The organism is Cupriavidus sp. USMAHM13 (assembly GCF_001854285.1).
GTDB lineage: Bacteria > Pseudomonadota > Gammaproteobacteria > Burkholderiales > Burkholderiaceae > Cupriavidus > Cupriavidus malaysiensis.
This window is the reverse complement of record NZ_CP017751.1, coordinates 3,448,484-3,461,697: the sequence shown is the minus strand read 5'-3', so window position 1 is coordinate 3,461,697 and position 13,214 is coordinate 3,448,484. Positions and strand designations below refer to the sequence as shown.

At 68.6% G+C, this 13,214-nt stretch carries 14 protein-coding genes; 6 read left to right on the top strand and 8 right to left on the bottom strand.

The features are described from left to right. Positions 1–97 precede the first annotated feature (97 nt). A complete protein-coding gene (locus tag BKK81_RS15255) occupies positions 98–796 on the top strand; it encodes a pirin family protein (protein ID WP_071014550.1) in 699 nt (232 codons plus the stop codon). Between the two features lie 277 nt (positions 797–1,073). Then, on the top strand, positions 1,074–2,066 hold the full coding sequence (locus BKK81_RS15250) for a CobD/CbiB family protein (RefSeq protein WP_071014547.1): 993 nt from the start codon (positions 1,074–1,076) through the stop codon (positions 2,064–2,066). 80 nt (positions 2,067–2,146) lie between these two features. Here the strand turns inward: BKK81_RS15250 and BKK81_RS15245 are convergent, their stop codons facing one another. The 3 genes from BKK81_RS15245 to BKK81_RS15235 are packed head-to-tail and all read right to left on the bottom strand — an operon-like array spanning position 2,147 to position 4,727. Further along, the gene (locus BKK81_RS15245; protein WP_071014544.1) at positions 2,147–2,476 is read right to left on the bottom strand and encodes a putative signal transducing protein; all 330 of its coding nucleotides are present in this window, start codon (positions 2,474–2,476) and stop codon (positions 2,147–2,149) included. A gap of 41 nt (positions 2,477–2,517) precedes the next feature. Next, the gene (gene rsgA, locus BKK81_RS15240; protein WP_071014541.1) at positions 2,518–3,483 is read right to left on the bottom strand and encodes a ribosome small subunit-dependent GTPase A; all 966 of its coding nucleotides are present in this window, start codon (positions 3,481–3,483) and stop codon (positions 2,518–2,520) included. After that, positions 3,480–4,727: a M48 family metallopeptidase gene (locus BKK81_RS15235; RefSeq protein ID WP_071014539.1), complete on the bottom strand. Its 1,248-nt coding sequence runs from the start codon at positions 4,725–4,727 to the stop codon at positions 3,480–3,482. Before BKK81_RS15235 ends, rsgA begins: the two co-directional genes overlap by 4 nt. Before the next feature lie 204 nt (positions 4,728–4,931). Between BKK81_RS15235 and orn the strand changes: the two genes are divergently transcribed. Continuing rightward, positions 4,932–5,585, top strand: a complete 654-nt coding sequence (gene orn / locus BKK81_RS15230; RefSeq protein ID WP_071014536.1) for an oligoribonuclease — start codon at positions 4,932–4,934, stop codon at positions 5,583–5,585. 128 nt (positions 5,586–5,713) lie between these two features. Continuing rightward, the gene (locus BKK81_RS15225; RefSeq protein WP_071014533.1) at positions 5,714–6,595 is read left to right on the top strand and encodes an AEC family transporter; all 882 of its coding nucleotides are present in this window, start codon (positions 5,714–5,716) and stop codon (positions 6,593–6,595) included. Positions 6,596–6,609: 14 nt separating this feature from the next. Here the strand turns inward: BKK81_RS15225 and mog are convergent, their stop codons facing one another. Continuing rightward, positions 6,610–7,263 carry a molybdopterin adenylyltransferase gene (gene mog / locus BKK81_RS15220; protein WP_071014531.1) on the bottom strand — a complete coding sequence of 218 codons (654 nt, stop codon included), beginning with the start codon at positions 7,261–7,263 and terminating at the stop codon, positions 6,610–6,612. Beyond that, positions 7,260–7,844: a ribosome biogenesis factor YjgA gene (gene yjgA / locus BKK81_RS15215; protein WP_272481992.1), complete on the bottom strand. Its 585-nt coding sequence runs from the start codon at positions 7,842–7,844 to the stop codon at positions 7,260–7,262. The genes mog and yjgA overlap by 4 nt, the downstream gene beginning before the upstream one ends. A gap of 57 nt (positions 7,845–7,901) precedes the next feature. Here yjgA and pmbA point away from each other — a divergent pair, with 57 nt between their 5' ends. Next, a complete protein-coding gene (gene pmbA / locus BKK81_RS15210) occupies positions 7,902–9,281 on the top strand; it encodes a metalloprotease PmbA (protein WP_071014525.1) in 1,380 nt (459 codons plus the stop codon). A gap of 117 nt (positions 9,282–9,398) precedes the next feature. On the opposite strand, the gene BKK81_RS15205 is transcribed toward pmbA, so the two are convergent. The 3 genes from BKK81_RS15205 to BKK81_RS15195 form a co-directional block, all read right to left on the bottom strand. After that, positions 9,399–9,899: a dihydrofolate reductase gene (locus BKK81_RS15205; protein WP_071014522.1), complete on the bottom strand. Its 501-nt coding sequence runs from the start codon at positions 9,897–9,899 to the stop codon at positions 9,399–9,401. Continuing rightward, complete coding sequence (locus BKK81_RS15200) at positions 9,896–10,690, bottom strand: thymidylate synthase (protein WP_071014519.1); 795 nt, start codon at positions 10,688–10,690, stop codon at positions 9,896–9,898. The genes BKK81_RS15205 and BKK81_RS15200 overlap by 4 nt, the downstream gene beginning before the upstream one ends. A 127-nt stretch (positions 10,691–10,817) precedes the next feature. After that, positions 10,818–11,522 carry a TerC family protein gene (locus BKK81_RS15195; RefSeq protein WP_071014517.1) on the bottom strand — a complete coding sequence of 235 codons (705 nt, stop codon included), beginning with the start codon at positions 11,520–11,522 and terminating at the stop codon, positions 10,818–10,820. A gap of 541 nt (positions 11,523–12,063) precedes the next feature. On the opposite strand from BKK81_RS15195, the gene egtD reads away from it, so the two are divergent. Next, positions 12,064–13,197, top strand: a complete 1,134-nt coding sequence (gene egtD / locus BKK81_RS15190; protein ID WP_071014514.1) for an L-histidine N(alpha)-methyltransferase — start codon at positions 12,064–12,066, stop codon at positions 13,195–13,197. Positions 13,198–13,214: the final 17 nt, after the last annotated feature.

The following is a 13,214-nucleotide window of genomic DNA, read 5'->3' as shown; positions in this document are numbered from 1 at the left end:
CTGCCCTAAACTGCCTAGCGTCAACAGCAGATCTCGCTTGCTGTGGCGCCGGGAACCCCGGCGGCCCTGCAAGAAACCTACGAACGGAGTCGTCAAAATGATTGAAATCAGAAAGTCGGGCGAACGCGGTTATGCCGACCACGGCTGGCTCAAGTCGTATCACACCTTCTCCTTCGCCGACTACTACGATCCGCAGCACATGCAGTTCGGGCCGCTGCGGGTCATCAATGAAGACCGGGTCGCGCCGGGCAAGGGTTTCGGCACGCACGGCCACCGCGACATGGAGATCATCAGCTACGTGCTCGAAGGCGAACTTGCGCATCGCGACAGCATGGGCAACGGCAGCGTGATCCGCCCGGGCGACGTGCAGCGCATGAGCGCGGGCACCGGCGTGCGCCATTCGGAGTACAACCATGCCACGCAGCAGGTCACGCATTTCCTGCAGATCTGGATCCTGCCGGATCGGACGGGCATCGAGCCGAGCTACCAGGAGCAGCACTTCGAGGCTGCCGACAAGCAGGGTCGCCTGCGCCTGGTGGCCAGCCCGGACGGCGCCGACGGTTCGGTCCTGGTCCACCAGGACATGCGGCTCTACGCCGGCTTGTTCGATGGCGAAGAGCGCGCCAGCCTGGACATCGCGCCTGGACGCCGCGCCTACGTACACGTCGCGCGCGGGCGGGTGAGCGTCAATGGACGTGCGCTCGAGGCCGGCGACGCGGCCCGCCTCGAGGGCGAGGCGCTGGTGGAACTGTCGCAGGGCAGCGGCGCCGAGGTGCTGGTCTTCGACCTGCCCTGAGCGAGGCCAGGCGGCGCGCGGCGCATGCAGCATGTGCGGCCGCGCGCGCCGTGGAGACGTCGCGAAACAGCCCGCCGGTCGTGCCGGCGGGCTTGTTTTTTGCCCGCGGCGGCCGGTCGGCGCCTGCCGATGCCATGCTCGGTCGCGTTCCTCCGGCATTCCGCGCGCGTTTTGCCCGTTCGGGGGCGGGGGGCATGTGCTATCTTCTCGCTAACGGCATGCGGCCATGCCGGCACTTGCCGGCGCCGCCAGGCTGCCGTCGCCATCCTGACCTGCAATGACCTTCGTTTCCGTCCTTCTCGCGCTGATCGCCGAGCAGTTCCGTGCCCTGGGCCGCAACAATCCGATCTATGACATCGTGCGCGTCCTGTCCGGGCGTGCCGAGCATGCCTTCGACACCGGACGGACCAGGGATGCGCGGCTGGCGTGGCTCACCGTGGTGGTGCCGCTCACGCTGGCGGTGATGGTGGTGCACTACCTGCTGGCCTCGATCAGCGTGGCGCTGACGCTCGCCTGGAACGTGCTGCTGCTGTACCTGACACTGGGCTTCCGCCAGTTCAGCCACTATTTCACCGATATCCACGAGGCGCTCAACCGTGACGACCTGCCGGCAGCCCGCGCGCTGCTGCATGAGTGGACGGGGCTCGACACGATGGAGATGCCGGTCACCGAGATCGTGCGCCACACGCTGGAGGCGGCCATCGTCGCCGCCCACCGCCATGTCTTCGGTGTCTTCTTCTGGTTCCTGGTGCCGATCGGCCCGGGCGGCGTGGTGCTCTACCGCACCGCCGAGTACCTGGGCCGCCACTGGAACGAGCCGTCGACCGAGCGCAGCCCGGCGTTGGGCCGCTTCGCCGCGCGAGCCTTCTATGTGCTGGACTGGCTGCCCTCGCGCCTGACCTCGATCGGGTTTGCCATCGTCGGCAATTTCGAGGACGCGGTCTACGCCTGGCGCAATCATGCGCGCAAGTTCAACGACAGCGTGAACGGCATCCTGCTCGCCAGCGGCGGCGGCGCGCTCGGTGTGCGCCTGGGCACGCCGCTGGCCGAGGACGATTCCGCCGTGGTACTGCGCGCCATCCCGGCAGGGCCGGCGCTGGACTATGCGCCTGAGCCGGACGACGACGGCGGCCCCGAGCCGGCCCCGCCGGAATTCGGTACCGAGCCCGTGGTACGTACGCTGCAGTCGGCGGTGGGCCTGGTGTGGCGCGCGGTGGTGCTGTGGATGCTGCTGCTGGCGATGCTGTCGCTGGCGCTGTGGGTCGGCTGAGCACGCCGCTGCGCCGCTCGCGATGGCATGGGGCCGGCCTTTGCGCCGGCCCTTCTGTTTGCGCGCGGGCGGAGGTGCCGTCAGCCGGCGCCGGTGGTGCCGGCGGGCTCTCGGCTGGCGCCGCAATGCCAGCAGGCGCCGAACTGGGCCTCGTGCCATTCGCCGCAGCGGCCGCAGCGCCAGGGCGGGCCGGGTACCGGCCGGGCCGCGGCTTCCAGCACGGCCAGGGCCTCGGCCTCGCGGTCCGCATCGAGCAGCCAGACCTGGGGGGCGCTTTCCTGGAAGGGAATGTCGCCGGTTGCGCCGGCCAGCCAGACATTGCGCAGTTCCGCACGGATGCCGGCGGCATCCAGCAGGTTGCGGCAGTGCGCCGCATGGATCAGGGAAGCGGTCGACAGCAGCAGTTTCATCGTGGCCACCCTCGGCGGCGCAACGCCGCCACGCGACTACCTTACCACGGCTTCTGCTGGCTGGACTCGTGCAGCAACTGGGCGTACAGCTGATGGCGACGCGGCGAGATGTCGCCGGACTGGACCGCCTCCAGCACGCCGCAGCCCGGCTCGTTGATGTGGTGGCAGTTGTAGAAGCGGCAGCCCGTCAGGCGCGGGCGGAATTCCGGGAAGGCGCGCTCGAGCATGCCCTCGCTGAGGTGGTAGAGCCCGAACTCCTGGAAGCCCGGCGAATCGATCAGGCAGCCGCGCCGGTCCTCGGTTGTGCCCCAGTCCGCCGGCAGCGGATAGAGGCGGGTGAAGGTGGTGGTGTGCTTGCCGGAATCGAGCTTGGCCGAGATCTCGCGCGTCTGCGCCTCGACGCCGGGGATCAGCAGGTTGAGCAGGGACGACTTGCCCATGCCGGACTGCCCGATCAGGATGGTGGACAGCCCCGCCAGGCGCGGGCGCAGCAGCGCCTGCGTACCGTCCGGGTCGCCGTGCACCGATAGCTCCAGCACGGTGTAGCCCAGCTCGCGGTAAGGGGCCAGCCGCGCGCGCGCGGCTTCGAGCCGGTCGGTCAGGTCCACCTTGTTGAGTACGATCAGGGGGCGGATCTCCAGCGCCTCGGCCGATACCAGCGCCCGCCCGAGCAGATCCTCGGAGAAGCTCGGCTCGGTCGCCAGCACGATCACTACCTGGTCGATGTTGGCGGCCAGCAGCTTGGACTTGAACTGGTCGGAGCGGTGCAGCAGGTTCTTGCGCGGCTGCGTACCCGCGATCACGACCTGGTCGGCCGCCGCGCTCTCCACCCGCACGCGGTCACCGACCGCGCAGTCGCTGCGCTTGCCGCGCGGGAAGGCGTGCAGCAGGCTGCCGTCTTCCATCTCGACCACGTAGTGGCGGCCGTGCGCCGCCACCACCAGGGCCTGCTGGCCGGCCTGTGCCGTTTCCCGCGCCGCGCGCGGCTGCCGTGCGCCGCGGCTCATGCGTGTGCCAGCAGGCGGTCGATGCGCTGCGCTGCCGGTGGGTGCGAATAGTAGAAGGCGCTGTAGAGCGGGTCGGGTGTCAGCGTCGAGGCATTGTCCTTGTACAGCTTGACCAGGGCCGAGACCAGGTGGCCGGCGTCGGTCTGGCCGGCGGCGAAGGCGTCCGCCTCGAATTCGTGGCGGCGCGAGCTGATGCTCGACAGCGGTCCCAGCAGGAAGGTGAACACCGGCAGCGTCAGGAAGAACAGCACCAGTGCCAGTGCATGGTTGGAGGCGCCCAGGTTGGGCAGCACGCCCAGTCCGGTATAGAACCACGTGCGCGTCGACAGCCAGCCCAGCAAGGCCAGGAAGACCAGGCTGAGGGCGAAGGTGACGATGATGCGCTTGGCGACGTGGTGGCGCTTGAAATGGCCCAGTTCGTGCGCCAGCACGGCTTCGATCTCGTCGCCGGACAGGCGGGCCAGCAGCGTATCGAAGAAGACGATGCGCTTGGCGGCGCCGAAGCCGGTGAAGTAGGCATTGCCGTGCGCGCTGCGGCGGCTGCCGTCCATGACGAACAGGCCCTTGCTGGCGAAGCCGCACTTGCGCAGCAGCACTTCGATGCGCGTCTTGAGGGCATCGTCCGAGAGCGGCTCGAACTTGTTGAAGAGCGGCGCGATGAAGGTGGGGAAGACCACCAGCAGCAGCAGGTTGAAACCCATCCAGACCAGCCAGGTCCAGAGCCACCAGTACTGGCCCGCCCGATCCATCAGCCACAGCACGGCCAGCAGCAGCGGCAGCCCCAGCACGCAGGCGACCGCCATCATCTTGACCATGTCGACCAGCCACAGGCCCCAGGTCATCTTGTTGAAGCCGAAGCGCTGTTCGATGCCGAACTGCCCGTACAGCGAGAACGGTAGTTCGGCCAGGCCGCCGATCAGCGCCACGCTGGCGACCAGCGCCACGCCATAGGCGTAGCCGGGGCCGAAGGTGGCCAGCCAGAACTGGTTGAGCGCTTGCAGCCCGCCGAGCATGGTGAAGCCGACCAGCACGGCCGCGCCGGCCAGTACCTCCAGCATCGACAGCCGCGTGCGCGCGATGGTGTAGTCGGCGGCCTTCTGGTGTGCCGACAGTGCGATGGTGTCGGCGAAGCGGGCCGGCACGGTGCCGCGGTGGCGGCCGACATGGGCGACCTGCCGTGCGGCCAGCCAGAGCTTGGTCAGCACCATGACCGTCAGAGCGGCGAGAAAGAGTAGGGTGAACATCGGGCGGCCTTGGGTCGCTGGGGTCGGAGTGCCCGCGGCGCCGGCTCCGCGCGGAAGCGGCGCGGACGCCCGGTGCGGGCGCTTATGCGAGAATTATAAATTGTTCGCGCCCGGCGTCCCTGGCGCCGCCCGCGCGCCGCGTGGAGGCGCCGCCCGCTCCGGGTGTTTCCGTCCACTTCCCTGATTCCCTCCCCGATCGTCCAGATGACAAGCAATACCCACGTCGGCGCCGCCACCAAATCCGTCAAGAGCGAGAACAACCTGATCTGGCTGGACATGGAGATGACCGGGCTGGCGCCCGACCACGACCGCATCATCGAGGTGGCCGTGGTGGTGACCGATTCCGAGCTCAATATCCTGGCCGAGGGCCCGGTCCTGGTGATCCACCAGGACAACGCCGTGCTCGACGGCATGGACAACTGGAACAAGGGCACGCACGGCCGCTCCGGCCTGATCGACAAGGTCAAGGCCTCCACCCTGACCGAGGAGCAGGCCGAGGCGGAGCTGCTGGCCTTCCTCAAGCGCTGGGTTCCGGCCGGCAAGTCGCCGATGTGCGGCAACTCCATCTGCCAGGACCGCCGCTTCATGGCGCGCTACATGCCCAAGCTGGAGTCCTTTTTCCACTACCGCAACCTCGACGTGTCGACCTTGAAGGAACTGTGCAAACGCTGGGAACCGGCCGTGCACAAGGGCTTCGTCAAGCGCCAGCTGCACACCGCGCTGGCCGACATCCTCGAGTCGGTGGAGGAACTGCGCTACTACCGTACCCACTTCATCCGCCAGTCCAGCGCCGCCCCTGTCGCGCCCGACGCCTCCGCCGCCGCGCCCGCGGCCGGCGCCGCGCCGGCCCGGGAGTGAACCGGGCGGCCTTCGGGCCGCCCTGCCGCCGCGCCGCCGCCGCGCCGCCGCCCTGCGGTGCTGGCGGCACCTGTCCACCGCGCCAGCGCGCGCGGTCCCTACCGCGTCATGCCTCCTCGCCCCGCGCCATGTTCGCCCGCATCGTTTCCATCATCACGCCGGTCATCCTGATCATCCTGATCGGCTGGCTGTACGGGCGCCGCGTGCGGCCCGACATGACCGGCATCAACCGCGCCATGCTCGATGTGATCGCGCCGCTGCTGGTGGTATCCGCCTTCGTCAGCAAGGACTTCGTGCTGGCCGACCAGTACGCGCTGCTGGCCTGTGCGGTGGCGGTGGTGCTGGGTTCGGGGCTGCTGGCGTGGGGGGCGGCCCGCGTGATGGGGGTCGATGCGCGCACTTTCGTGCCGCCGATGATGTTCAACAACAGCGGCAACATGGGGCTGCCGCTGTCGGTGTTCGCCTTTGGCGAGGCCGGGCTGGCGCCGGCGGTGGCGCTGTTCGCGGCGTCGAACCTGATGCACTTCACGCTCGGCATGAAGATCGTCAACCGCCATGCCTCGCTCGCGCAGATCGCGCGCAATCCGATGGTGCTGGCCACGGTGGCCGGCGTGGGGCTGTCGCTGGCGCGGCCGTGGTTCGCGCTGCCCGGGCCGGTCTACCAGTCGATCAAGCTGCTGGGCGATTCCACCGTGCCGCTGATGCTGTTCGCGCTCGGGGTGCGCATGAAGGACGTCAATCTGCGTAACTGGGGCATGGGCGCGGTCGGCGCGGTGCTGTGCCCGCTGACCGGCCTGGCCTGCGCGCTCGTGCTGGCGCGCCTGGTGCCGCTGACCGAGTTGCAGCGCGGCCTGCTGTTTGTCTTTGCCGCGCTGCCGCCCGCGGTGCTGAATTTCCTGGTGGCGGACCATTTCCGGCAGGAGCCGGACCAGGTCGCGTCGATCGTGCTGCTGGGCAATATCGGCGCCGTGCTATTCGTGCCGGTGGGGCTCTACCTCGGCCTGCGCTGAGGCCTCGCCGGCGCTCAGCCGGCGCTTTGGGTGCGGATCGCGCTCTTCGGGCGGAACGCCTTGACCACGGTCTCGTCGGTCTCGATGTAGGGACCGCCGATCAGGTCGATGCAATAGGGCACGGCGGCGAAGATGCCCGGCACCAGCGGCTTGCCGTCATCGCCGCGCAGGCCCTCCAGCGTCTCGCGGATGGCGCGCGGCTGGCCAGGCAGGTTGACGATCAGCGCCGCGTGGCCGGGTGTCTCGCGAATCACCGCGACCTGCCTCGACAGGATGGCCGTCGGCACGAAGTGCAGGCTGATCTGCCGCATCTGCTCGCCGAAACCAGGCATTTCCTTGGTGCCGACCGCCAGCGTGGCTTCCGGCGTCACATCGCGCCGCGACGGCCCGGTGCCACCGGTGGTCAGCACCAGGTCGCAGCCGGCCACGTCCACCAGTTCGATCAGGGTCTGCGAGATCAGCGCCCGCTCATCCGGGATCAGCCGCTCGGTGGCCTGCCAGGGCGAGGCGAGGGCGTGGCCGAGCCAGTCGCGCAGGGCCGGGATGCCCTCGTCCTGGTAGGTGCCGGCCGACGCACGGTCGGAGATCGAGACCAGGCCCACGACCAGTTCGTCGGGGTGGTTGCGGGCGATGGGCTGCGTGCCCGCCCGGGTGGCCGGATTCGTCATGCCTGGGGCTCCTCGGCGCCGGCGTCGGGACTCTCGCCGCCCAGCGCAGTCTTGATGGCCTGGAACAGTTCGCGGAAGTAGCGCGGCGGCTTGTTCTGCTGCTGCTCCTTGCGCGCGTTGCGGATGATGTTGCGCAGCGCCTGCACGTCCTCGACCGCGTGCTCGGCCAGGAAGCGCGTCAGCGCCTCGTCGTCGGCCAGCAGCAGCGTGCGCCAGCGTTCGATCAGGTGCAGCCTTGCCGTCTCCGCCTTGCTGGTGCCCTTGAAGCCTTCCAGCGCTTGGCGGATCGCCTCGATCTCATCGTCATCCAGTGTGCGCATCACCTTGCCGACATACTGGAGCTGGCGGCGCTTGCCTTCGTGGCTGGTGGTCCGGCGTGCCTCATAGATCGCACTGGAGAGCGTGTCGGGCATCGGCACCCGGGCCAGGCGATCCTTGGGCAGGGCCTCGAGCTCGGCGCCGAGGTCCTGCAGCGCGGTCATCTCGCGCTTCTTCTGCGACTTGCTCTTCGGTTCGTCGTCGGCTTCCGGTTCGGGCGCGAAGGCGCCGGGGAAGCGGGAGTGTTGGGTGTTTCGCGTCATGGTGCGCATTTTATCTTGCTATGATTGCCGTTTGGACTTTTGATAAGCCCCCACTGCATGGACCATACCGTGGACCAGACCGCCGATCTCACCGCCCATTTCACCTATACCCCGGCCCAGCTGAGCGAGATGGCCAGCGATGTGCTGCGTGTGGCACGCGAGCTCGGTGCCACCGATGCCGCTACCGAGATTTCCGAGGGCGGCGGGTTGTCGGTCACCGTGCGCAAGGGCAAGGTCGAGACCATCGAGCAGAACCGCGACAAGGTGGTCGGTGTCACCGTAATGATCGGCAAGCGGCGCGGCAATGCCAGCACTTCCGATTTCTCCCCGTCGGCGCTGCGCGCAACCGTGGAGGCGGCCTACAACATCGCCCGCTTCACCGCCGAGGACGATTGCGCCGGGCTGGCCGAGGAAGAACTGCTGGAGCACGCGCCACGAGACCTGGAGCTGTTCCATCCCTGGGCCCTGGATGCCGAGGAAGCGATCGAGATCGCGCGCCGCGCCGAGGCGGCTGCCTTTGCCGTGTCGCCACGCATCCGCAACAGCGACGGCGCAAGCGTCTCGGCCCAGCACTCGCAGTTCATGCTGGCCACCTCGCGCGGCTTCATGGGCGGCTATCCGTATTCGCGCCATTTCATTTCCTGCGCACCGATCGCCGGCAGCGGCGGCGCCATGCAGCGCGACGACTGGTATTCCTCCAAGCGCTCGCCGCAGGCCCTGGCGGTGCCCGAGGAGATCGGCCGCTACGCCGCCGAGCGTGCCCTGGCGCGCCTGCATGCGCGCAAGCTGAGCACGCGCCGCTGTCCGGTGCTGTTCGAGGCACCGCTGGCGGCGGGGCTGCTGGGCGCTTTCGTGCAGGCGGTCTCGGGCGGCGCGCTGTACCGCAAGTCGACCTTCCTGTACGACTCGCTGGGCAAGGCGGTATTCGCGCCGCACGTGCAGATCCATGAACGGCCCCATGTGCCGGGTGCGATGGGCAGCGCCCCCTTCGACGAGGAAGGCGTGCGCACGCGTGCCCGCGACGTGGTGCGCGACGGCGTGGTGGAGGGCTACTTCCTCTCCACCTACTCGGCGCGCAAGCTCGGCATGCAGACCACCGGCAACGCGGGCGGCTCGCACAACCTGACGCTCAGCAGCTCGCTGACGGCGCCCGGCGACGACTTCGCCGCGATGCTGGCCAAGATGGGTACCGGCCTGCTGGTGACCGAACTGATGGGGCAGGGCGTCAACTACGTGACCGGCGACTACTCCCGCGGCGCCTCCGGCTATTGGGTCGAGAACGGCGTGATCCAGTATCCGGTGGAAGAGATCACGATCGCCGGCAGCCTGAACGATATGTTCCGCCAGATCGCCGCGGTGGGCGCCGACGTCCTGGTGCGCGGCACCAAGGAGACCGGCTCCATCCTGATCGAGCAGATGACGATCGCCGGTAACTGAAGCGGCGGCCGGCCCAAGCCGGCTTGCCACCGGGCATCAAGCAGAACGGGCGCCTTGGCGCCCGTTCTGCTTGATGCCGGCGCGCTTTGCGCGCCGGCCTGGCCATGCTTCCCCCGGCTATGCCTCGCCCGACGGCGGGCGCTCATAGACGACGAAGGCGTAATCGAAGCCGTTGGCTTCGCTGCGGTGCGTTTCGCGCGAGACCTCCAGCCAGCGCGAACGGTCGATCGCCGGGAAATGCGCGTCGCCTTCCACGTCGGCGTCGATCTCGGTGACCACCAGCCGGTCGGCGCTGGGCAGCGCCTCCGCATAGAGCTGGGCGCCGCCGATCAGGAATATCTGTTCGGCGCCCACGCACAGCCGCTGCGCCTCTTCCAGCGAGGTTGCTACCTCGGCACCGGCCAGCTGCAGCGCCGGGTTGCGGCTGACGACGATGTTGCGGCGGCCCGGCAGCGGGCGCCCGATCGAATCCCAGGTCTTGCGGCCCATGACCACCGGTGCGCCCATGGTGGTGCGCTTGAAGTGGGCCAGGTCCTCCGGCAGGCGCCAGGGCAGGGCATTGTCGCGGCCGATCACGCCGTTGCGGGCCTTGGCCACGATCAGGGTCAGCAGTGTCATACGGCCACCGGTGCCTTGATCGCTGCGTGCGACTGATAGCCTTCCAGCGAGAAGTCCTCGTAGCGGTAGTCGAAGATGCTGTCCGGCTTGCGCGCGATCTGCAGGCGCGGCAGCGGCAGCGGCGCGCGCGCCAGCTGGGTGCGCACCTGTTCCATGTGGTTGCTGTAGAGGTGGCAGTCGCCGCCGGTCCAGATAAAGTCGCCCACCTCGAGACCGGTCTGCTGCGCCATCATGTGGGTCAGCAGCGCGTAGCTGGCGATATTGAAGGGCACGCCGAGGAAGATGTCCGCGCTGCGCTGGTAGAGCTGGCAGGACAGCCGGCCGTCTGCCACGTAGAACTGGAAGAAGGCGTGGCAGGGCGGCAGTTTCATGCGCGGGATGTCCGCCACGTTCCAGGCGGAGACGATCAGCCGGCGCGAATCGGGATTGGCGCGGATCTGCGCCACCAGCTCGGTGATCTGGTCGATGTGACGGCCGTCCGGGGCCGGCCACGAGCGCCATTGAGAACCGTAGACCGGGCCGAGCTCGCCGTTTTCGTCGGCCCATTCGTCCCAGATGGTGACGCCGTTCTCCTGCAGGTAGCGCACATTGGTCGACCCCTGCAGGAACCACAGCAGTTCATGGATGATGGACTTCAGGTGCAGCTTCTTGGTGGTCACCACCGGGAAGCCTTCGCGCAGGTCGAAGCGCATCTGGTAGCCAAAGACCGAGCGCGTGCCGGTGCCGGTGCGATCGGCCTTGTCGGTGCCATGCTCGTACACATGGCGCATGAAGTCGAGATACTGTTTCATCGGCGCGGGCGCTGGGGTTGCGGATTTGGGGGGGGGGCGGACAGGGTGTCCACGCAAGCCCCGCATTTTATCCCAAGCGGCTGCTCGACATGGCCGGCGGCCGGCGCGCGCGGCCGCCGGTGCCGCCTCAGTTGCCGGCGGGTTCGGGGGCCTGCGCCTGGCGTTTCTTGGCCAGGTAGCCGCCGCCCAGCACGCCGCCGATGATCAGCGCATACAGGCCCCACAGCGCCACCGGGTTGGCCTCGAAGAAGGCCTTGGCCAGCGGCTCGCCCGAGACCATCTTGGCCGCGGTGAAGGCCAGCACGCCGGCGCCGGCATAGATGACGGCCGGGAAGCGCGCCATCAGCTTGAGCACCAGGCCCGAGCCCCAGACCACGATGGGGATGCTGATCAGCAGGCCCAGCACCACCAGCAGGAAGCTGCCGTGTGCGGCGCCAGCCACGGCCAGCACGTTGTCCACGCCCATCACCGCGTCGGCGATGATGATGGTCTTCATCGCGCCGAACAGGGTGGTGGCGCCGGCGCCGTGTTCGTCGCCGTCACCGTCCTCGGCCAGCAGCTTGTAGGCGATCCACACCAGCGCCAGGCCGCCGACCAGCATCAGGCCCGGGATCTTCAGCAGCCAGACCACGCCGATGGTCATGGCCGAGCGCACCACCACGGCGCCGACCGTGCCCCATACGATGGCTTTCTTCTGCAGGTGCGGGGGCAGGTTGCGCGCGGCCAGCGCGATGACGATCGCGTTATCGCCCGCGAGTACCAGGTCGATGACGACGATGGACGCGAGCGCCGTCAGGAACTGCATGGTGAACAGGTCGGTAAACCACTCCATTTTCGACTCCTCAAGTACGAATAGCTGCGTTGGATACGCCTGGAGTCATGAAGCTGGGGAGGAATGACCGCCTTTGCGAACCATGAAGCCAGGTTGCAAAGGTCTTGCTCGACGCCGGCCGGTTCGGTGGGCGAACCGTGAAGGCGTCAGCACAACCGGGGACACTGTCCCGGAATGACGATTGTGCTAAGGGCATGGCCCCGGAGCTACTCCCCTTTGAAGGGACGTGGCCGCCATGTCGTGGCGGCTACGCTGGGCAGCATTATAAACGAACGTCCTGGCTTGTGGCGGCGCAGGAATGAGGGTTTTACCTAGGTTTTTGGCCAGATGCCAGCACATGGCGGCAAGTTGGCGTCCGATTCGTGACGGGTTCCGCATGGCGGGCAGTGCAGGCCTGGCCGCCTCTTGCGCTGCCTCCGGGGTGCGCAGCCGCCGCCTGGCACCTATGCTTGTTGGGTCGGGCCGCGGCCGGGCGGCCCCGAGCCCGCCCCGGGGGCCGACGGGTTCGCACGTGCCGTATCCCACAATAAGGAACGATGACATGCCGGCTGCACCCACACCGCTCCACCTTTCGCGCCGCTCTCCCCGCGGTGCCCAACCCGACGAGCGCGCCGAACGCGATGGCAGGCAGCTGGACGATGCCGCCACCGTGCCGGAGGCCGCGCGCGGGCGCCTGCTGGCGCTGGCCAATGGCCGCGACGGCTATCAGGAGCCGCTACGGCGGGATGGCCCCGTCTTCGTGCAGCAGTACCGCGAGGACGACGGCGCCCTGCGCGAGGAAGTCATTGCCGGCCTCGGCCGCAGGCAGGCCAGTCTCAGTCCCAAGTTGTTCTACGACGTGCTCGGCTCGCGCCTGTTCGAGGCGATCACCGCGCTCGACGAGTATTACCCGACGCGCACCGAGGCATCGATCTTCCGAACCTGTGCCGTGCCGATCGCGGCGCGCGCCGGCAGCGGCTGCGTGCTGGTCGACCTCGGCGCGGGCAACTGCCAGAAAGCCGCGGGCCTGTTCGCCAGCCTGCGGCCGGCGCAATACGTGGCGCTGGATATCTCCGTCGAATTCCTGCGGGACACGCTGGATTGCCTGCAGCAGCAGTATCCGCAGATTCCGATGCTCGGCCTCGGCGCCGACCTGTGCGGGGAACTGGTGCTGCCCGAGGAAGTGGCGCGGGGCCGCCGGCTGTTCTTCTATCCGGGGTCGAGCATCGGCAATTTCGCCCCGGAAGCCGCGGTGGCCTTGCTGCGGCGGCTGCGTGCCCAGGCACGTGCCGGCGACGGCCTGCTGATCGGCGTCGATCTGGTCAAGGACGAGGAGGTGCTGTGTGCTGCCTATGACGACGCGCTGGGCGTGACCGCTGCCTTCAACCGCAACGTGCTGCGCCACGTGAACGGCATCCTGGGCAGCGACTTTGCGCTGCCCGATTGGCGCCACGTGGCTGGCTTCGAGCGCGGCGGCTCGCGCATCCAGATGCATCTCGAGGCCGTGCGCGATCTCACCGTGCGCTGGGCGGGCGGCGCGCGCTCCTTTGCCGCCGGAGAGCGCATCCACACCGAAGACTCGTACAAGTTCCAGCCGGAAGCCTTCGCCCGCATGCTGGAATCCGCCGGCTTCCAGGATCCGGTCTGCTGGACCGATGCGCGCGGCTGGTTCGCGGTCTTCCACGCGCGGGCCTGAACCGCGCGCCGGCGGCA

Bases quoted from the DNA above. Each gene is read 5' to 3' on its own strand.
- BKK81_RS15255 (WP_071014550.1), top strand. From the start codon at position 98: ATGATTGAAATCAGAAAGTCGGGCGAACGCGGTTATGCCGACCACGGC.
- egtD (WP_071014514.1), top strand. From the start codon at position 12,064: ATGCCGGCTGCACCCACACCGCTCCACCTTTCGCGCCGCTCTCCCCGC.
- BKK81_RS15200 (WP_071014519.1), bottom strand. From the start codon at position 10,690: ATGAAACAGTATCTCGACTTCATGCGCCATGTGTACGAGCATGGCACC.
- orn (WP_071014536.1), top strand. From the start codon at position 4,932: ATGACAAGCAATACCCACGTCGGCGCCGCCACCAAATCCGTCAAGAGC.
- pmbA (WP_071014525.1), top strand. From the start codon at position 7,902: ATGGACCATACCGTGGACCAGACCGCCGATCTCACCGCCCATTTCACC.
- BKK81_RS15245 (WP_071014544.1), bottom strand. From the start codon at position 2,476: ATGAAACTGCTGCTGTCGACCGCTTCCCTGATCCATGCGGCGCACTGC.
- BKK81_RS15195 (WP_071014517.1), bottom strand. From the start codon at position 11,522: ATGGAGTGGTTTACCGACCTGTTCACCATGCAGTTCCTGACGGCGCTC.
- rsgA (WP_071014541.1), bottom strand. From the start codon at position 3,483: ATGAGCCGCGGCGCACGGCAGCCGCGCGCGGCGCGGGAAACGGCACAG.
- yjgA (WP_272481992.1), bottom strand. From the start codon at position 7,844: ATGACGCGAAACACCCAACACTCCCGCTTCCCCGGCGCCTTCGCGCCC.
- BKK81_RS15250 (WP_071014547.1), top strand. From the start codon at position 1,074: ATGACCTTCGTTTCCGTCCTTCTCGCGCTGATCGCCGAGCAGTTCCGT.
- BKK81_RS15225 (WP_071014533.1), top strand. From the start codon at position 5,714: ATGTTCGCCCGCATCGTTTCCATCATCACGCCGGTCATCCTGATCATC.
- BKK81_RS15205 (WP_071014522.1), bottom strand. From the start codon at position 9,899: ATGACACTGCTGACCCTGATCGTGGCCAAGGCCCGCAACGGCGTGATC.
- mog (WP_071014531.1), bottom strand. From the start codon at position 7,263: ATGACGAATCCGGCCACCCGGGCGGGCACGCAGCCCATCGCCCGCAAC.
- BKK81_RS15235 (WP_071014539.1), bottom strand. From the start codon at position 4,727: ATGTTCACCCTACTCTTTCTCGCCGCTCTGACGGTCATGGTGCTGACC.